Consider the following 16,821-nt stretch of genomic DNA (forward strand, 5'->3'; position numbering starts at 1 on the left):
CCAGATGGCCGACCGGCTGGCGGGCGAGGGCTATGCCAGATGGCCGACCGGCTGGCGGGCGAGGGCTATGCGGTGCTGACCGTGAACCCCTTTTACCGCTGGCAGGCATCGCCGGTGGTCGACGCCGCGAATGACTGGAGCAATCCGGCGGTGCGCGAAAAACTGTTCGGTTATCTCAAGCAGCTGACCCGGCCGATCGTCGAGACCGACGCCGCCGCGCACCTTGCCTTCCTCGATTCGCAGAAGGAAGTTGATAGCAAGCGCAGGATCGGCACCACGGGCTATTGCATGGGGGGCGCGATGACGATCTACACCGCGGCGCTGAAACCCGATCGTGTCGGCGCGGCAGCCAGCTTCCACGGCGGCGGCGTCGGCACCGACAAGCCGGACAGTCCGCACCTGCTGATCCCGGCGACGAACGCGGGATATTTGTTCGCGATCGCCGACAATGACGACAAGGAAACGCCGAACGAAAAGCTGCTGCTCAAGGCGGTTCTCGAACCGCGCAAGCCGTGGCACGAGGTCGAGGTTTATGCCGGCGCGATGCACGGCTGGTGCCCGCCCGACAGCCGCGCTTATGACGAAGCGGCGGCGGAGAAGGCGTGGGCGCGAATGCTCGAACTGTTCAAGGCCGAATTGGCCTGAGGCGCGCCGCCGCGATCAGTGCGCGTGGGCGCCGCCGCTCGCGGCGTAGCTCGCATAAACGCGCTGGCCGGCGGGGCCAAAGGTCATCACCTTATATGCCTCGCGGTGGTCGCCATGCTCCATGCCGGGCGAACCCATCGGCATCCCGCCGACGGCCAGGCCTTTCACGCCCTTCGGCTTTTCGCGGAGCAGGCGGGCGATGTCCTTTGCGGGAACATGGCCTTCGATCACATAGCCGCCGACCAGTACGGTATGGCAGCTGCGCAGTGCCTGCGGCACGCCCTGCTTGTCCTTAACCGCGTTCATGTCGGGCGAATTGACCACCACCGCTTTCTGCCCGAACGACGCCTTCGCCTGCTCCAGCCATTTGAGGCAGCAGCCGCATCCCGCATCGCGGAACATCACCGGGTTCGCGGCATGGGCGGTGCCGATGATCGCGGAGAGAGCGGCAAGGGCGAAAATCGGACGGCGGGCAGAGGGCATGACGAACTCCTGATATTCGATCGCGCCAGAATAGCGCCGCCGCGTCCCGGCGCAAGGTGGTCAGCCCATTGGGTAGAGGATGTCCTTGCTGACCTTGTGCAGCGCCTTCATCATATCGTCGGACAGCACCAGCTCGGCCGCGTCGAGGATCGGCTGAACCTGGTCGTCGGCGCTGACCCCGACGATCGTCGATGCGACGAAATCATGCTGTTTCGACCAGGCGGTCGCCATCGTCACCGGGTGCATCCCCGCCTCTTCGGCAATCTTGAGATAGCGCGCCGTCGCGGCAAGGCTCTTTTCGTTGACGAAGCGGCGCCCCATCGCGGCTTGCCGACCCTCCATTTTCAGATAGCGCGAAAAGCGCGCGCCCTCGGGCGTCGCTCCGCCCTGATATTTTCCCGACAACACGCCGCCCGCGAGCGGCGAGTAGGGGATCAGGCTGACGCCTTCCTGTCGGCACACCTGTGCCAGCTCGTCCTCGAAGCGCCGGTTGTTGAGGCTGAAATTATTTTGGATCGTGTGATAGCGCGCGCCGCCGAGCCGCTCCGACGTCGCAAGCGATTTCATCAGCCCCCAGCTCGTCTCGTTCGAGCAGCCAAGGATGCGCACCTTGCCCACGCGGACAAGCTCGTCCAGCGCGTCCATCATCTCGTCATAAGGCGCGTCATGGTCGGGCCAGTGCGTCTGGTAGAGGTCGATATAATCGGTCTGCAGCCGCGTCAGGCTGTCGTCGACGGCCTGGAAGATATTCTTGCGGTCGAGCGCGGTCATCCCGCTACGGCACGGCGATTTGAACCAGATGTGGCTCGGCCCCGACACCTTGGTCGCCAAGATGATCGCGTCGCGCGGCTTGGTCTTCAGCCAGCGTCCGACGATCTCCTCGGTCCGGCCGACCCATTTGATGTCGGGCGGCACCGGATAGCCTTCGGCGGTGTCGTAGAAATTGATTCCCGCATCGAAGCAGCGGTCGAGGATGCGGACGGCTTCCGATTCGTCGGTCTGGCTGCCGAAGGTCATCGTGCCCATGCAGATATCGGACACATGGATGGCGCTTCGTCCGAGGCGGCGGCTTTGCATGGCTCTGTTCTCCAGTCGGAAAGGCGGAGCCCCGTGCATAGGTTGCGAACCGCAACCTTGCAATCAGATCAGCAGCGCGAGCGATCCGACAAGCAGGGCCGCCATCGTCCAGTTGAACGCCTGAAGCCGTGCGGGGCTGGACAACCAGCCGCGCAGCACCTGTCCCATCACCGCCCACAGGCTGGTCGAGGGCAGGTTGATGATGCCGAACACAATCGCGACCAGCAGCACCGCGCCGAAATTGCGGTCGGGCGCGTAAAGCGCAATCGCGGTCAGCGCCATCGACCAGGCCTTGGGATTGACCCATTGAAACAGCACCGCCTGGAAAAAACTCATCGGTTTGCCGCGCGCGCCGCTTTGGGTGTCGGGCGCCGCGGCATGTGCGATTTTCCAGGCCAGCCAGAGCAGATAGGCGACGCTCACCACCTTGAGTGCAGTGTTGAGCACCGGGAAGAGGTCGAACAGCCCCATCAGCCCGACCCCGACGAGGAAGATCATCAGGGTAAAGCCGAAGCCGACCCCCAATGCGTGCGGGACGGTCCGGCGGAGGCCAAAATTGGCGCCCGATGCCATCAGCATCATGTTGTTCGGCCCCGGCGTGATCGACGAGACAAGCGCGAAGGCGGACAGCGCGAGAAGGGTGGTCTGGTTCATCCGCGCAACATAATGCGTTCGTGCGTGCGACGGGTTGCAAAGATGACGATAAATCGAATAGATTGCGCAATCCATGCTCAAGATCGACGCCATTGGCCGCAAGATATTGCAAGAATTATCGAAGGACGGGCGAATCTCGAACCTCGAACTGGCCGAACGCGTGGGGCTTTCGCCATCGGCCTGCCTCCGCCGTGTGCAGGAACTCGAACGCAGCGGGGTGATCAAGGGGTATCGCGCAGTGATCGACCCGGCCAAGCTTGGATTGACCTTTGTCGCCTATGTGACTGTCGGGCTGTCGTCGCACACGAAAAAGTCGCAGACCGATTTCGAGACAGCGATAGCCGATGCGCCCGAAGTGCGGGAATGCCACAACATCACCGGCACGATCGAATATCTGCTGCGCGTCGAGACGCAGGATCTGGCGTCCTACAAGCATTTTCACACCGAAGTGCTGGGCGTGCTGCCGCAGGTGCATTCGATCACCACCTATGTCCTGATGGAATCGCCAAAGGACGAGCGCGCATAGTTTTTCTTCATGCGGCCAGCGAAGCGGAGAGGTTGAACCGCGACCGTCGGCACCGCATATCGGTTTCATGACGAAACTCTCTTTCCTCGACCTCGTGCCCGTGACCGACACCGGCACGATTTCCCAGTCGCTCGCCAACGCTGCCGACCTTGCCCGTCACGCCGAGGCACTTGGTTATCAGCGCTATTGGGTTGCCGAGCATCACGGCATGGCGGGGATTGCCAGCGCGGCGACGGCGGTCGTGCTGGCGCATATCGGACATGCGACGCAAAGCATTCGGATCGGATCGGCGGGGATCATGCTGCCCAACCATGCCCCGATGGTAATTGCCGAGCAATTCGGGACACTCGAAGCTTTGTTCCCCGGCCGGATCGATCTGGGATTGGGACGCGCGCCCGGATCGGACCAGCGCGTCGCGCGGGCGCTGCGCCGCACGCTCGCCAGCGACGAGCGCCAGTTTCCGCAGGACGTTCTGGAGCTTCAGGCCTTTCTCGCCGGCGACGACCAGCTGGGGATCGCCGCGGTGCCGGGCGCGGGGACGCATATCCCGCTGTGGATATTGGGATCGAGCACCTTCGGCGCGCAGCTCGCAGCGATGCTGGGGCTGCCCTACGCCTTCGCCAGTCATTTCGCCCCCGACGCGCTCGACGAGGCGCTCGACATCTATCGCCGCCAGTTCAAGCCGTCGGCGCAGCTTGCCGCACCCTATGCTGCGGCGGCGTTCAACAGCTTTGCCGCCGATACCCGCGAGGAGGCCGAGTTGCTCGCTTCGTCGCAGCAGCAGGCGTTCGTCGCGCTGCGCACCGGCAATCCGGGCAAAATGAAGCCGCCACTGGCGGGCTACAAGGACAGCCTGCCACCGAACGCCCGCGCGATCCTTGACCATGTGCTGCAATGTTCGGCGGTCGGCACCGTCGACGATATCGCTGCGGGACTGAAGGCCTTCGGCCAGCGCACGGGTGTCGACGAGGTGATCATTGCGTCGTCGATGTACGACCATGGCGCGCGCAAACATTCGCTCGCGTTGACAATGGCGGCAGCGAAAACGCTTTAGCGGTGCCTGCGGCGCCGTGTTGACGCGCCTCCGGCTGCGGCGGTATAGGGGCGGTCCGACCAAGGGCGGCCCACAGGAGGGTCGCCTTTTTACTTTTGACTGAAAGGTGCCTGCCATGACGATCACGCCGCTGATGCCCGTATACCCCCGGTGCGGTGTGCGTCCGGTGCGCGGTGAGGGCGCCTATCTGATCGGCGAGCGCGGCGAGCGCTATCTGGACTTTGCGAGCGGCATTGCGGTCAACCTGCTCGGCCACGGGCACCCGCACCTGACGAAGGCCATCCAGGATCAGGCTGCGACGCTGATGCACGTGTCGAACCTTTACGGCAGCCCGCAGGGCGAAGCCTATGCCGCGCGGCTCGTCGAACATACGTTTGCCGACACGGTGTTCCTGACCAATTCGGGCGCCGAAGCGGTCGAATGTGCAATCAAAACGGCGCGCGCCTATCATTCGAGCGCGGGCAATGCCGAAAAGCACACGCTCGTCACCTTCAACAACGCCTTCCATGGCCGTACCCTCGGAACGATTTCGGCGACCAATCAGGAAAAGCTGCGCAAGGGTTTCGACCCGTTGCTGCCCGGCTTCGCCTATGCGCCGTTCGACGACATCAATGCCGCGCTCGACCTGGTCGACGACAATACGGCAGGCTTCCTTGTCGAACCGATCCAGGGGGAGGGGGGCATCCGCCCCGCATCGCAGCCGTTCCTTCAGGCGCTGCGCGATATTTGCGACAAGCGCGACCTGATGCTGGTCTTCGACGAAGTGCAGTGCGGCGTTGCGCGCACCGGCCATCTTTACGCTTATGAACATTATGGCATCACCCCCGACATCATGGCGAGCGCGAAGGGGATTGGCGGCGGTTTCCCGATGGGCGCCTGCCTCGCGACCGAAAAGGCGGCGCGCGGCATGGTCATCGGCACGCATGGTTCGACCTATGGCGGCAACCCTCTCGCCTGCGCGGCGGGGCAGGCGGTGCTCGACGTCGTGCTGGAAGAAGGTTTCCTCGACCAGGTCAAGGCGACCGGCGAGCGCCTTCGTGGTGCGCTCGAGCAGCTCATTCCCAACCATGACCAGCTGTTCGACAGCGTGCGCGGCGTCGGGCTGATGCTCGGCATCAAGCTCAATTCGGACAGTCGCGCGTTCGTTGCGCATCTGCGCGACAATCACGGGCTGCTGACCGTTGCGGCGGGCGAGAATGTGGTTCGCGTGCTGCCGCCGCTTAACATCGAAGACAGCCACATCGCCGAGTTTATCGAGAAATTGTCAGCGGGTGCGGCGAGCTATACGCCGCCTGAAGCCTGATGCCGCACTTCCTCAATCTCGCCGACGCGGGCGGGGATGCGGTTGCCGCGATGCTCGCCGATGCGATCGACCGCAAGGCGGCGCGCGCGGGCTGGCCGAAAGGCAAGGTCGATGCCGATGCCCCGCTCGCCGGTCACGTGCTTGCCATGGTGTTTGAAAAAAACTCGACGCGCACCCGCGCCTCGTTCGACATTGCGATCCGCCAGCTTGGCGGCACGCCGATGATCATGGATGCGGGCGTGACGCAGCTCGGGCGCGGGGAAAGCATCGCCGACACGGCGCGCGTGCTGTCGCGATATGCCGACGCGATCATGATCCGCACCGATGACCATGCGAAGGCAGAGGAACTGGCCGAATATGCGGGCGTTCCGGTGATCAACGGGCTGACCGACCTGTCGCACCCGTGCCAGATCGTCGCCGACCTGCTGACGATCGTCGAAAGCGGCAAGGCGCTGCCGGGGCTTGAACTTGCCTGGCTTGGCGATGGCAACAATGTGCTCGCGTCGCTGATCGAGGCGGCGGGGCTGTTCGGTTTTCACGTCCGTGCGGGCGTGCCCCAGGGATATGAACCCGACGCGGATTTCGTTGCGGCGGCGCGCGCAAAGGGCGCACGGATCGACATCGTGCGCGACGCGCAGGCGGCCGTGGCGAGCGCCGACCTGGTCGTCACCGACACCTGGGTGTCGATGGGGCAGGACCATGCGCACAACAAGATCGCGGCGATGGCGCCCTATCAGGTCGATGAACGGCTGATGACGGGGGCAAAGGACGATGCCATCTTCCTGCACTGCCTGCCCGCGCACCGCGGTGACGAGGTGGTCGATGCAGTGATCGACGGCGCGCAGTCGCGCGTCTGGGACGAAGCCGAAAACCGCGTCCATGCGCAGAAATCGATCCTGCTCTGGGCGCTTGGAAAGTTGTGAGTTCGACGGTGTGAGCGAGATTATCGAAACCTGGTTCGACCAGCCGTTGCTGTTCACCATCGCGCAGCGCCATGTGCGCGGGCGCCTCGTGCGGCTGGGGCCGACGCTTGGGACGATCATCGCGGCACATAACTACCCGCCGGTCGCCGAAAAGCTGCTGGCCGAGGCGCTCGTCCTGACGGTGCTGCTCGGCTCGACGCTGAAAGACGAAAACGGGCAGATGACGTTGCAGGCGCAGACCGGCGGCGGGCCGGTCGAACTGCTGGTGTGCGATTACCGCGCGGGTGAACTGCGCGGTTATCTGAAATTCGATGCCGAGCGACTGGCGGAGGTCGGACCCGACCCGACGCTGTTCGCGCTGTTCGGCGAAGGCTTTCTCGCGATCACTTTTGACCAGGCGACGACCGCCGAACGCTATCAGGGTATCGTGCCGCTTGAAGGCGCGTCGATCGGCGAGGCGGCCGAACATTATTTCGAGCAGTCCGAACAGATTTCCAGCCTGATCAAGATCGCCGCCCGCCACGACGCCGAAGCAGGATGCCTCGCCGGCGGCTTGTTGCTCCAGCATCTGCCCGAAGGGGAAGTCGGCCGCGACCGGCTCCATGTGCGGCATGACAATCCCGAATGGGATCATGCCCGCACGATCGCGGCGACGCTGAAAGACGAGGAACTTACCGATCCTGCGACGTCGCTCGAGACGCTGGCCTGGCGGTTGTTCCATGAGGATGAAGTGCGTGTCGAGCCCGGCCTCGCGGTGTCGCGCGGCTGTCGGTGCAGCACGGGTTATTTCGCCGGCGTCCTCGCCCAATTCCCCGCGACCGAGCGGGCAGATATGGCCGACGACGCGGGCAATATCGTCGTTGACTGCGCCTTTTGTTCGCGCATTTTCCCGATCCCGCTCGAAGAGATTTCGGCTGAGTCCTGATCTGGCATCACCGACGAAGCGGTGCAATCTGGCGTCAAGCGGTTGAAATCGGGCCTGCGCATTGCTAGCTAAAGGGGGTTGGGTCGCAGCCTGACCCGGTTGCGGGCGGCCAATGGAAAAGGGTAAAATGGCGATCTTCTCTCCCTTCTTGCGATGGTCGCTGGCGGCCTGCACGCTGGCGGGCGCGACTGCGGTCCCTGCACAAGCGCCGTCGCTTGCCATGCTCGACCGGCTCGAAAAAGGCAGCTGGCAGCTGCGCGAGCGCGGCAAGGACGCCGTTCTCCAAACGATCTGCGTCGGCGACGCGCGCCGATTGATCCAGGTCTATCACCCGCGTGCCAACTGCTCGCGCTATGTCATCGAAGATACGCCGGATGCGGTCACCGTTCACTACACTTGCCCCGGCGCAGGACATGGCCGCACGAGCATCCGCAGCGAGACGAACCGCCTGGTCCAGATCGACACGCAGGGTATTGCCGAGGGCAAACCGTTTTCGCAGGCGATCGAAGCGCGGCGCGCTGGCGGTTGCTGAAGCGAACCATATGGTAACTATCGGCCGGTAAAGGAGATGGGCGGCATACCGATGTGTGCCCTTCTCCCTAACGGCTGTCATGCCGAACTGGGCCGTGCGGCAAGCGCCTCGCGGCCCGTTTCTTTGATGCGGCACAGCCCTTGCGCCCCCGGCGGCGCGAGCCTATCTGGCGCCGATGCAGCAAGTTTCCGGAAAAACGGTGATCGTCCTCCTGTCGGGCGGGCTCGACTCGATGGTCTGTGCGGGCCTCGCGCGCGAAGCGGGCGCCCGCATCGTCGCGCTGACGATCGATTATAACCAGCGCCATCGCGTCGAGCTGGAATCGGCGGCGCGCATCGCCGAATATGTCGGCGCGGCCGAACATATCGTCCTGCCTCTCGACCTTCGCCGTTTCGGCGGCTCGGCGCTCACCGCCGACATCGACGTGCCGAAGGATGGCGTCGGTGACGATGTGCCGATCACCTATGTCCCGGCGCGCAACCTGATCTTCCTGTCGCTGACGCTTGGCCTTGCGGAAGCCCGCGCCGCGCAGGACATCGTCATCGGGGTCAATGCGCTCGATTATTCGGGTTATCCCGATTGCCGTCCCGAATTTATCCAGGGCTTTCAGGCGCTCGCCGCGCTCGCGACGCGCGATGGCGACAAGGGCGTCGATTTCCAGATCCACGCGCCGCTTCAACATATGACCAAGGCGGACATTGCGGCCGAGGCGGCTCGGCTGGGCATGGACGCGGGGATGAGCTGGTCCTGCTATGATCCCACCCCCGAAGGGCTGCATTGCGGCGCATGCGACAGCTGCCGTCTGCGCAGCAAGGGTTTCGCCGACGCGGGGCTCGCCGACCCGACGCGCTACGCCTGACCGATGGCTTATGCGGTAAAAGAAATATTCCTGACCTTGCAGGGGGAAGGGGCGCAGGCGGGGCGGCGAGCGGTCTTCTGCCGCTTTGCCGGCTGCAATTTGTGGACGGGGCGCGAAAAGGACCGCGCGAAGGCGGTCTGCCAATTCTGCGATACGGACTTCGTCGGCACCGACGGCACGCTCGGCGGCAAATACCGGAATGCCGATGCGTTGGCCGACGTAATCGCCGAAAGCTGGGGCCATGGGCAGGGCGATCGCTATGTCGTGCTGACCGGCGGCGAGCCGATGTTGCAGGTCGACGACGCGCTCGTCGATGCGCTCCACGCGCGCGATTTTACCATTGCGATCGAAAGCAACGGCACTTTTGCGATCCCGCGCAGCATCGACTGGATATGCGTCAGCCCGAAAGCGGGAAGCGAACTGGTGCAGCTGAGCGGCGATGAGTTGAAGCTGGTGTGGCCGCAGCCGGGCAGCGACGTCGCGCGGCTGGCATCGCTCGATTTCGCGCACCTGCTGGTTCAGCCGCTCGACGATCCCCATGCGGCGGCCAATGTTCAGGCATGTATCGATCTGGTGATGGACGATCCGCGCTGGCGCCTGTCATTGCAGACGCACAAAAATCTGGGGCTGCGCTAGCGCCTATTCCCCCTTTTTGGCGGCGGAGTCGGCTGTGATCGCCTTTTTCGCGATGGGCATGTCGACCGCCTCGGCATCGTCGTCGCCTTCGGCATCGTCACTTGTCGTGGTATCGACCGTGTCGGTTTCGCCTGGCTTGGCGGCATCCTTCTTCGTTTCATCGTCGGGAATGCTGTTATCGACCGCGGTGCCGTCGGTCGCAGCATCGTCGAGGATGATCATCGAATCGCTGACCGATCCCGGCTGGACCTCGACCGCGTCGAGCCTGGTGGTCGATTTGTCGCTGGTGTCGCTTCCGCTGCCACAGGCTGAGAGGGCGAGCAGGGACAGTGCGGCGAGAAAAATGCGGGTCATGGGGCTTTCCTAGTCCTTCGGCGAAAGCTTGTCGAGAAAGGCGGGAAGCGTATCGGCCAGCGCCGCATCCACCTCGGCAAAAGAATCCGTGCGGCCCAGCGCAGCAAGGCTGGTCACCGGAAATTCGGCAATTCCGCACGGCACGATGCCGCCAAAATGCGACAGGTCCGGCGCGACGTTCAGCGAAAAGCCGTGCATCGTAACCCACCGCTTCACACGCACCCCGATTGCGCCGATCTTCGCTTCGCGGCCATCGGGGGTGTCGGTCCAGATGCCGATACGGCCTTCGGCGCGGCGCGCGTCGACGCCGAGCTGCGCCAGCGCGTCGATCACCCAGCCTTCAAGCGCCGAGACATAGGCGCGCACGTCGCGTCCGCGCCGCGTCAGGTCGAGCTGGACATAGCCTACGCGCTGGCCGGGACCATGGTAGGTATAGCGCCCGCCGCGGCCCGCATCGTACACCGGGAAGCGCGGGCTCAGCAGTTCGGCAGGGTCGGCGCTCGTTCCCGCGGTATAAAGCGGCGGATGTTCGAGGAACCAGATCCGTTCGCCCGCTTCGCCCGCATGGATGGCTGCGGCGCGCGCCTCCATATCGGCCAGTGCTGCTTCATAGGCGGTCAGGCCGGGACTGATCATCCATTCGGGGGGCAGCAGAAGGTTCATCGCGCGGGCTATCTGGCGCCCCGCGACGCCTTGCGCAAGGCCTGCGGCGTCGCACGTCGACGGGGCTGGACAGGAGCGCCGAACATCGTCACCTTCGCCGCGACCGGGAAATCGAAAAAATGACGGGGTATCAATGGTAAAATTCGACATGGCTGCGGCGTGGGACGACACCCTCCAGCTTTTGAAATCGCACACCGCGCTGATCGGAACGATCGCGGGCGTATTTCTGTTCCTGCCGGCGCTTGCGGTGGCCTGGTTCGGCCCCGTTCCGATCGAGCCGCCCGCGGGTGCCGATTTGAACCAGGTTATGGAAAGCTTTCGCGAGAGCTTTCGTCAGATGATTCCGGGCCAGCTCGTTATCGCGCTTTGCACGCTTATCGGCACGGCTGGAATCCTAAGGCTCTGGCTCTCGCGGACCGGGACCAGCGTCGGCGAGGCGTTGACCTTTGCGCTCATGCTTTTCCCAACGATGCTCGCGATCCAGATATTGTGCGGTATCGCGATTGGCTTTGGCTTCATTCTGCTGATCGTTCCTGGCCTCTATCTGGTCGGACGTCTCGCCCTGGTCGCGCCAGCCGTAGCGGACCGAGGCCTCTACAACCCCATCGAAGCAATCCGGACGAGCTGGAACCTGACCCAGGGCAATGGCTGGGCGATCTTCTTTTTCCTGTTTCTCGTCGCGCTGGTGATTGTGATCGCGGCGCTGATCATCGGGGGCATCGTCTCGGTCATCGCAGGAAACGAGCCGGGTTTCGGCCGGATGCTGGGTGGTTTCATCGAGGCTGCGTTCGGCGCCGTCGGCAGCTTGGCGTCGATTGCCGTTTCGGCCGCGGCTTATCGCCAGCTTGCGGTGCGGAACGACTCCGACGTGTTCAAGTGACCCCTGTCACTGCAATGAAAGCGAAGATGTCGCAACCGGGGCGGACATCGGTTAAGTTCGCCCCCTTTGAATAAGGAATGTGGGAGAATCCGGTTAAACAACAGGGGGAAGTGACATGAAAAAGATGAGTATCGGAGCCGCCTTTTCGGAAACCTTTGCGTTTCTGAAGGCGAATTGGCAGCAAATGCTGCTGTGGGTCGGCGGGGCGTTGGTTGTAGTCGGCGTGCTCGGCTATATGTTCCTCGGATCGACCTTCTCGGCAATGGCGCTTGCGCCCAACGACCCGTCGCTCGTGATGGGCGCGCTCGGCAAGATTTTTCTCTTTGCCTTGATTGCCGCGGTCATCCTGTACGGCGTGTCGATGCTGATCTGGCGCGGCGGGCTGCATCCCGGTGAAGCACCCAATTTCGGCTGGGCGTTCCAGGCCGGGCCCGCTTTTGCTTTCGGCATGTTCGTCGTGATGTTGGCGGCGTACATCCTCATTTTCATCGTCATGTTCATCCTGACGCTGATTTTCGGCGCTGCGCTGGGGGGCATGGGCGCACTGTCTCCGTCCGCGCTGGAATCGGGGGCCGCAGGGGCAGTCGGCGGCGGCGCGATCTTCCTGATGATCATCGTCTATATCGCGGTGATCGTGTTCATGCTGTGGGTGCAGGCGCGCTTTTCGGTCGCCGGTCCGGTGATGGCCGACCGCCTGACGCGCAATCCGGTAACGGGGCTTGGCGAATCATGGCGCCTGACCGGCGCATCGCAATGGGTGATCGTCGGTTTCTACCTGCTCTTCACGATCGGCATTTTTATCTATGCGCTGGTCGCGGGCATGATTTTCGGCGGGATATTGGGAGCGGTTGCGGGCGGTTCGGTCGTCGGCACGATGCTGACGATGATTGTCATGGCAGGGGCCGTCTATCTGCCGATGATCATGATATCCTTCTCGATGCCGATCGGAATTTATCGCGCGCTCGCGCCGCGTGCATCGGGTGACGTGTTCGCCTGATCGCCCGGCCCGAGAACGACAGGGGGCGCCTTCCGCAATGGAGGCGCCCCTTCCAATTCAGCTCCATTTAGCGAGCGGCGGCAGGCTCATCAGAATGGCGTCGATATTGCCGCCGGTCTTGAGCCCGAACAGCGTTCCGCGGTCATAGACCAGGTTGAATTCGGCATATCGCCCGCGCCAGATGAGCTGTGCGTCGCGCTCCGCCTCGGTGAAGGGCAGGCCCATCCGGCGGCGGACGATTTGCGGGAATATGTCGAGAAACGCCTCGCCGACCGCCTGCGTCAGCTGCAAGTTGCGGTCATATTCGGCGTCATCCCCGCATTCGAGATGATCGTAAAATATGCCGCCGACGCCGCGATGGACACCGCGATGCGGGATGTAGAAATAATCCTCTGCCCATTTGGCATAGCGTTCGTAGACGTCGGGGCCAAAGGGCGCGCAGGCCGCGCGTAGTCGGGCGTGAAAAGCGTCGGTGTCTTCCTGGTAGGGGATCGGCGGATTGAGGTCGGCGCCGCCGCCGAACCATCGCTTCGTCGTTGCGAGGAAGCGCGTGTTCATATGCACCGCCGGAACATGCGGGTTCGCCATGTGGGCGACCAGGCTGATTCCCGTCGCAAAAAAGCGCGGGTCATCGCCCGCGCCGTGAATCGATGCGGCGAAGTCGGGAGCGAACTGGCCGCCGACGGTCGAGACATTGACGCCGACCTTTTCAAAGACCTGGCCCGTCATCACGCCGCGAACCCCGCCGCCCCCTTCGCCCGGCGCTACGCCGTCGGCTTCGCGGTCCCACGGGGTATAGGTAAAGCGTGCGTCGCTGCCGACTTCGGCCTCGATGCTCTCGAATTCGGCGCAGATGCGGTCGCGCAGCGATTCGAACCAATTGCGCGCGGTCTGTTGTTGCGGATCGAGCGAGATCATGCCGGAAAGCCTTTCGTTTGCCTGAGCGCCTCGGCGAGCGCGATGCCAGCCGCGACCGCGACATTCAAGGAGCGAAAGCCTGCCTGCATCGGAATCGCGACGCGCGCCGCCGCGGCGTGGTGGACATGCTGGGGCACGCCCGAGGATTCGGCGCCGAGCAGGAGGACATCGTCCGCGCTGAATTCAAACGCGGGCAGGGGCGTCGCCCCCGCCGTCGTCAGCAGGACGACGCGTCGGCGCGCCTCGACCGTCCAATGATGAAAGCGGGTCCAGTCCGAGTGACGACGCACATTCGCCCTCACGGCATAGTCCATTCCTGCCCGTTTTAGCGCGCCGTCGGAGAAAGGAAAGCCGCAGGGTTCGATGATATGCGCCGCCACGCCGAAACAGGCGGCAGTGCGCAGTGTCGTGCCGACGTTGCCCGCGATATCCGGCTGAAACAGGGCGATTTCCATAAATGGTCCATAGCTGCCGCCGTCTTGGGAATCGAGAGGCCTTGGCCCGTCGACCGGGCGGGGCGAACGAAGCCGAAATTGCCTGTTGGCAAGCCCGGACAGTGCGGCTATCAGGCCCGCAATTCCCGGAGGGGCCGCCGGGTTGTGCGCTTTCGTGCGCGTGCAACAGGGGCGGCCATAACTTCGAGAACTTTTGTTAGTTCACCCATGCAAGGGCAGTCGAATGGCCAGTGAATCTGAACTCAACGCCGGTATCGAGGATGGCGTACGCCGCCGGGATTTCATCAATATTGCGGCAGTGAGTTTCGCTGGTGTCGGTTCGGTTGCGGTCGTGCTGCCGTTGCTCAACCAGATGAGTCCGTCGGCCGACGTCCTGGCCTTGTCGTCGACCGAAATCGACATTTCGGCGATCCAGCCCGGCCAGGCGATCAAGACGAGCTGGCGCAAGCAGCCGGTTTTCGTGCGCAACCTGGTCGCGAAGGAAATCGCCGAGGCAAAAGCCGTGCCGCTCAGCGACCTGCGCGATCCGCAGACGATCGACGAGCGCACCAAGCCCGGCAAGGAAAACTGGCTGATCACGCTCGGTGTCTGCACCCATCTGGGCTGCGTTCCGCTCGGCGCTGCCGAGGGTGAGAATCGCGGCGATTTCGGTGGGTATTTCTGTCCGTGCCACGGGTCGCATTACGACACCGCTGCGCGCATCCGTAAGGGGCCGGCGCCCACGAACCTGGTCGTGCCGCCCTATGAATTCACCAGCGATACCGTCGTGACGATCGGCTGAGGAGCGAGATAAGATGAGCTTTCCCTGGGCCAAACCCTATGAACCGACCCATCCGTTGATGAAGTGGATGGATGAGAAGCTGCCGATTCCGCGCCTGGTCTATAATGCCACCGGGCCGGGCTATCCGGTTCCGCGCAATCTCAATTATTTCTGGAACTTCGGCGTCCTCGCGGGCGCTGCGCTGATGATCCAGATCATCACCGGTATCGTGCTCGCGATGCACTATGCCGCCAATGTCGGGGTCGCGTTCAATTCGGTCGAGCATATCATGCGCGACGTGAATGCCGGCTGGTTCATCCGCTACGCGCATATGAACGGCGCGAGCATGTTCTTCATCGTCGTCTACCTCCATATTTTCCGCGGCCTTTATTATGGTTCGTACAAGGCGCCGCGCGAAATGGTGTGGCTGCTCGGTGTCGTGATCTTCCTGCTGATGATGGCGACCGCGTTCATGGGCTATGTGCTTCCGTGGGGCCAGATGAGTTTCTGGGGCGCGCAGGTGATTACCGGATTCTTCTCGGCGATCCCGATCGTGGGCGAGCCGGTGCGCGAATGGCTGCTTGGCGGGTTCGTGCCCGACAATGCGACGCTCAATCGCTTCTTCTCGCTGCACTATCTGCTGCCGTTCGTGATCCTGGGTGTCATCATCCTGCACATCTGGGCGCTGCATATCCCGGGTTCGTCGAACCCGACGGGTATCGAGGTGAAGGACGAGCAGGACACAGTCCCGTTCCACCCTTATTACACCGCCAAGGACGGCTTCGGCGTCGGCGTCTTCCTGCTGGTCTTTGTCGGGCTGACCTTCTTCAGCCCGAACATGCTCGGCCACGCGGACAATTATATTCCCGCGAATTCGCTCTCGACCCCGGCGCATATCGTTCCCGAATGGTATTTCCTGCCTTTCTACGCGATCCTGAAGGCCTTCACCTTCAACTTCCTGTGGATCGACGCGAAGCTGTGGGGCGTCATCGCGATGTTCGCGTCGATCGCGCTGCTGTTCTTCCTGCCTTGGCTCGACAGCTCGCCGATCAAGTCGTCGAACTATCGTCCGCTGTACCGGATCTTCTTCTGGATCCTCGTCGCCGACGTGCTGCTCCTCGGCTGGTGCGGCATGCAGCCCGCCGAACAGCCGTGGGTGATCCTCAGCCAGCTGGGCGCCATCTATTATTTCGCCCACTTCCTGGTGATCCTGCCGATCGTGTCGCGGATCGAACGTCCGCTTCCGATGCCGAATTCGATCACCGAAGCGGTCCTCGCCAAACATGCCCCCGACGTGAAGTCGGTTTCGGCAACGGCCTGAGCGCCGGACTTTAATAGGAGCTGATACAGCCATGGTTCGTCCGCTCGGTTTTCTCGTCGGCCTTGGTTTCATTACCGCGCTGGTGCTCGCGATCTTCACGACGCCGCTCAAGAATGAACCCAATGTCGCATACGCGTTCCACAAACATCCCAAGCATCTGAAGCTTGCCAGCGACGGCATCGTTCTGCCGCATTGGGACAAGGCGCAGTTGCAGCGCGGGATGCAGGTCTACAAGGAAGTCTGTTCGGCATGCCACAGCCTGAACCTTGTCGCTTTCCGCAACATTGCGGACCTCGGCTATACCGAGGGGCAGACCAAGACCTTTGCCAAGGGATTCCAGGTTCCGTCGATCAACCCTGACACGGGCGAGCCGGCGACGCGTGACGGACTGCCGTCGGACTATTTCCCTTCGCCTTATGCGAACGAGACGGCTGCTCGCGCCGCGAACAACAATGCGCTGCCGCCCGACCTGTCGCTGATCACCAAGGCGCGTGAAGGCGGCAAGGATTATGTCTATTCGCTGCTGACCGGCTATCAGAACCCGCCGGCCAACCTGCCGGCCGAGCTGAAGCCGGGCACGGGGCTGCACTACAACCCCTATTTCGCGAACCTCAACCTCGCGATGGCGCCGCCGCTGACCGCGGGCCAGGTGACCTATGCCGACGGCACGAAGGCATCCGTCGACCAGATGGCAAAGGACGTCACTGCGTTCCTCGTCTGGACCGCAGAGCCGAAGCTGATCAAGCGTATCCAGGTGGGTTATGCGGTCTTTTTCTTCCTGCTGATCTTCACGGTGCTGACCTATCTGTCGTACCGGAACATCTGGGCCGACAAGAAGCATTGAGAGCTGAGGGAG

At 63.2% G+C, this 16,821-nt stretch carries 21 protein-coding genes; 14 read left to right on the forward strand and 7 right to left on the reverse strand.

Features of this window, described 5'->3' with window-relative positions; all coding sequences use genetic code 11:
- Positions 1–645 (forward strand): dienelactone hydrolase family protein (locus A3E77_RS12915; protein WP_293646565.1); only part of this gene is annotated, 645 nt, incomplete at its 5' end.
- 15 nt (positions 646–660) lie between these two features.
- On the opposite strand, the gene A3E77_RS12920 is transcribed toward A3E77_RS12915, so the two are convergent.
- The 3 genes from A3E77_RS12920 to A3E77_RS12930 form a co-directional block, all read right to left on the reverse strand.
- Positions 661–1,128 carry a DUF411 domain-containing protein gene (locus A3E77_RS12920; RefSeq protein ID WP_293646567.1) on the reverse strand — a complete coding sequence of 156 codons (468 nt, stop codon included), beginning with the start codon at positions 1,126–1,128 and terminating at the stop codon, positions 661–663.
- A 60-nt stretch (positions 1,129–1,188) separates the two neighbouring features.
- A complete protein-coding gene (locus tag A3E77_RS12925) occupies positions 1,189–2,169 on the reverse strand; it encodes an aldo/keto reductase (RefSeq protein ID WP_293646569.1) in 981 nt (326 codons plus the stop codon).
- Positions 2,170–2,268: 99 nt separating this feature from the next.
- Positions 2,269–2,859 (reverse strand): LysE family translocator, encoded by a 591-nt coding sequence (locus A3E77_RS12930; protein ID WP_293646571.1) that lies wholly within the window; start codon positions 2,857–2,859, stop codon positions 2,269–2,271.
- 73 nt (positions 2,860–2,932) lie between these two features.
- Here A3E77_RS12930 and A3E77_RS12935 point away from each other — a divergent pair, with 73 nt between their 5' ends.
- The 8 genes from A3E77_RS12935 to queE all read left to right on the forward strand — a co-directional run bounded on the left by A3E77_RS12935 (position 2,933) and on the right by queE (position 9,617).
- Positions 2,933–3,385: an Lrp/AsnC family transcriptional regulator gene (locus A3E77_RS12935; protein WP_293646573.1), complete on the forward strand. Its 453-nt coding sequence runs from the start codon at positions 2,933–2,935 to the stop codon at positions 3,383–3,385.
- 67 nt (positions 3,386–3,452) lie between these two features.
- Positions 3,453–4,439 carry an LLM class flavin-dependent oxidoreductase gene (locus tag A3E77_RS12940; protein ID WP_293646575.1) on the forward strand — a complete coding sequence of 329 codons (987 nt, stop codon included), beginning with the start codon at positions 3,453–3,455 and terminating at the stop codon, positions 4,437–4,439.
- Between the two features lie 115 nt (positions 4,440–4,554).
- Complete coding sequence (locus tag A3E77_RS12945; RefSeq protein ID WP_293646577.1) at positions 4,555–5,742, forward strand: aspartate aminotransferase family protein; 1,188 nt, start codon at positions 4,555–4,557, stop codon at positions 5,740–5,742.
- Positions 5,739–6,665, forward strand: coding sequence for an ornithine carbamoyltransferase (argF, locus tag A3E77_RS12950; RefSeq protein WP_293646625.1), 927 nt, complete (start codon positions 5,739–5,741; stop codon positions 6,663–6,665). Before A3E77_RS12945 ends, argF begins: the two co-directional genes overlap by 4 nt.
- A 10-nt stretch (positions 6,666–6,675) precedes the next feature.
- Positions 6,676–7,590, forward strand: a complete 915-nt coding sequence (gene hslO / locus A3E77_RS12955) for an Hsp33 family molecular chaperone HslO (protein WP_293646579.1) — start codon at positions 6,676–6,678, stop codon at positions 7,588–7,590.
- A 112-nt stretch (positions 7,591–7,702) separates the two neighbouring features.
- Positions 7,703–8,122, forward strand: coding sequence for a hypothetical protein (locus tag A3E77_RS12960; RefSeq protein ID WP_293646581.1), 420 nt, complete (start codon positions 7,703–7,705; stop codon positions 8,120–8,122).
- A 175-nt stretch (positions 8,123–8,297) separates the two neighbouring features.
- Complete coding sequence (gene queC, locus A3E77_RS12965; protein ID WP_293646583.1) at positions 8,298–8,981, forward strand: 7-cyano-7-deazaguanine synthase QueC; 684 nt, start codon at positions 8,298–8,300, stop codon at positions 8,979–8,981.
- A 3-nt stretch (positions 8,982–8,984) separates the two neighbouring features.
- Complete coding sequence (gene queE / locus A3E77_RS12970; protein WP_293646585.1) at positions 8,985–9,617, forward strand: 7-carboxy-7-deazaguanine synthase; 633 nt, start codon at positions 8,985–8,987, stop codon at positions 9,615–9,617.
- Between the two features lie 3 nt (positions 9,618–9,620).
- Here the strand turns inward: queE and A3E77_RS12975 are convergent, their stop codons facing one another.
- Together A3E77_RS12975 and lipB are read right to left on the reverse strand one after the other, a co-directional pair.
- Complete coding sequence (locus tag A3E77_RS12975; protein ID WP_293646587.1) at positions 9,621–9,971, reverse strand: hypothetical protein; 351 nt, start codon at positions 9,969–9,971, stop codon at positions 9,621–9,623.
- Positions 9,972–9,980: 9 nt separating this feature from the next.
- Positions 9,981–10,634 (reverse strand): lipoyl(octanoyl) transferase LipB, encoded by a 654-nt coding sequence (gene lipB, locus A3E77_RS12980; protein ID WP_293646589.1) that lies wholly within the window; start codon positions 10,632–10,634, stop codon positions 9,981–9,983.
- Positions 10,635–10,767: 133 nt separating this feature from the next.
- Here lipB and A3E77_RS12985 point away from each other — a divergent pair, with 133 nt between their 5' ends.
- Positions 10,768–11,514: a hypothetical protein gene (locus A3E77_RS12985; RefSeq protein ID WP_293646591.1), complete on the forward strand. Its 747-nt coding sequence runs from the start codon at positions 10,768–10,770 to the stop codon at positions 11,512–11,514.
- Between the two features lie 115 nt (positions 11,515–11,629).
- Positions 11,630–12,511, forward strand: coding sequence for a hypothetical protein (locus A3E77_RS12990; RefSeq protein ID WP_293646593.1), 882 nt, complete (start codon positions 11,630–11,632; stop codon positions 12,509–12,511).
- 57 nt (positions 12,512–12,568) lie between these two features.
- Here the strand turns inward: A3E77_RS12990 and hemF are convergent, their stop codons facing one another.
- Complete coding sequence (hemF, locus tag A3E77_RS12995; protein WP_293646595.1) at positions 12,569–13,429, reverse strand: oxygen-dependent coproporphyrinogen oxidase; 861 nt, start codon at positions 13,427–13,429, stop codon at positions 12,569–12,571.
- A complete protein-coding gene (locus A3E77_RS13000; RefSeq protein WP_293646597.1) occupies positions 13,426–13,884 on the reverse strand; it encodes a tRNA (cytidine(34)-2'-O)-methyltransferase in 459 nt (152 codons plus the stop codon). Before A3E77_RS13000 ends, hemF begins: the two co-directional genes overlap by 4 nt.
- Before the next feature lie 223 nt (positions 13,885–14,107).
- Between A3E77_RS13000 and petA the strand changes: the two genes are divergently transcribed.
- Genes petA through A3E77_RS13015 form a run of 3 tightly spaced genes read left to right on the forward strand, consistent with a single transcriptional unit; the run spans position 14,108 to position 16,809 of the window.
- Positions 14,108–14,665, forward strand: coding sequence for a ubiquinol-cytochrome c reductase iron-sulfur subunit (gene petA / locus A3E77_RS13005; protein WP_293646599.1), 558 nt, complete (start codon positions 14,108–14,110; stop codon positions 14,663–14,665).
- 13 nt (positions 14,666–14,678) lie between these two features.
- Positions 14,679–15,965, forward strand: coding sequence for a cytochrome b (locus tag A3E77_RS13010; protein WP_293646601.1), 1,287 nt, complete (start codon positions 14,679–14,681; stop codon positions 15,963–15,965).
- A gap of 31 nt (positions 15,966–15,996) precedes the next feature.
- The gene (locus A3E77_RS13015; RefSeq protein WP_293646603.1) at positions 15,997–16,809 is read left to right on the forward strand and encodes a cytochrome c1; all 813 of its coding nucleotides are present in this window, start codon (positions 15,997–15,999) and stop codon (positions 16,807–16,809) included.
- Positions 16,810–16,821: the final 12 nt, after the last annotated feature.

The sequence above is a fragment of the Sphingopyxis sp. RIFCSPHIGHO2_12_FULL_65_19 genome (assembly GCF_001830555.1).
GTDB lineage: Bacteria > Pseudomonadota > Alphaproteobacteria > Sphingomonadales > Sphingomonadaceae > Sphingopyxis.

Coding starts and splice junctions, on each gene's coding strand:
- A3E77_RS12920 (WP_293646567.1), bottom strand. CDS start 1,128: ATGCCCTCTGCCCGCCGTCCGATTTTCGCCCTTGCCGCTCTCTCCGCG.
- A3E77_RS12930 (WP_293646571.1), bottom strand. CDS start 2,859: ATGAACCAGACCACCCTTCTCGCGCTGTCCGCCTTCGCGCTTGTCTCG.
- A3E77_RS12935 (WP_293646573.1), top strand. CDS start 2,933: ATGCTCAAGATCGACGCCATTGGCCGCAAGATATTGCAAGAATTATCG.
- A3E77_RS12940 (WP_293646575.1), top strand. CDS start 3,453: ATGACGAAACTCTCTTTCCTCGACCTCGTGCCCGTGACCGACACCGGC.
- A3E77_RS12945 (WP_293646577.1), top strand. CDS start 4,555: ATGACGATCACGCCGCTGATGCCCGTATACCCCCGGTGCGGTGTGCGT.
- A3E77_RS12960 (WP_293646581.1), top strand. CDS start 7,703: ATGGAAAAGGGTAAAATGGCGATCTTCTCTCCCTTCTTGCGATGGTCG.
- queC (WP_293646583.1), top strand. CDS start 8,298: ATGCAGCAAGTTTCCGGAAAAACGGTGATCGTCCTCCTGTCGGGCGGG.
- queE (WP_293646585.1), top strand. CDS start 8,985: ATGGCTTATGCGGTAAAAGAAATATTCCTGACCTTGCAGGGGGAAGGG.
- A3E77_RS12975 (WP_293646587.1), bottom strand. CDS start 9,971: ATGACCCGCATTTTTCTCGCCGCACTGTCCCTGCTCGCCCTCTCAGCC.
- lipB (WP_293646589.1), bottom strand. CDS start 10,634: ATGAACCTTCTGCTGCCCCCCGAATGGATGATCAGTCCCGGCCTGACC.
- A3E77_RS12985 (WP_293646591.1), top strand. CDS start 10,768: ATGGTAAAATTCGACATGGCTGCGGCGTGGGACGACACCCTCCAGCTT.
- A3E77_RS12990 (WP_293646593.1), top strand. CDS start 11,630: ATGAAAAAGATGAGTATCGGAGCCGCCTTTTCGGAAACCTTTGCGTTT.
- hemF (WP_293646595.1), bottom strand. CDS start 13,429: ATGATCTCGCTCGATCCGCAACAACAGACCGCGCGCAATTGGTTCGAA.
- A3E77_RS13000 (WP_293646597.1), bottom strand. CDS start 13,884: ATGGAAATCGCCCTGTTTCAGCCGGATATCGCGGGCAACGTCGGCACG.
- petA (WP_293646599.1), top strand. CDS start 14,108: ATGGCCAGTGAATCTGAACTCAACGCCGGTATCGAGGATGGCGTACGC.
- A3E77_RS13010 (WP_293646601.1), top strand. CDS start 14,679: ATGAGCTTTCCCTGGGCCAAACCCTATGAACCGACCCATCCGTTGATG.
- A3E77_RS13015 (WP_293646603.1), top strand. CDS start 15,997: ATGGTTCGTCCGCTCGGTTTTCTCGTCGGCCTTGGTTTCATTACCGCG.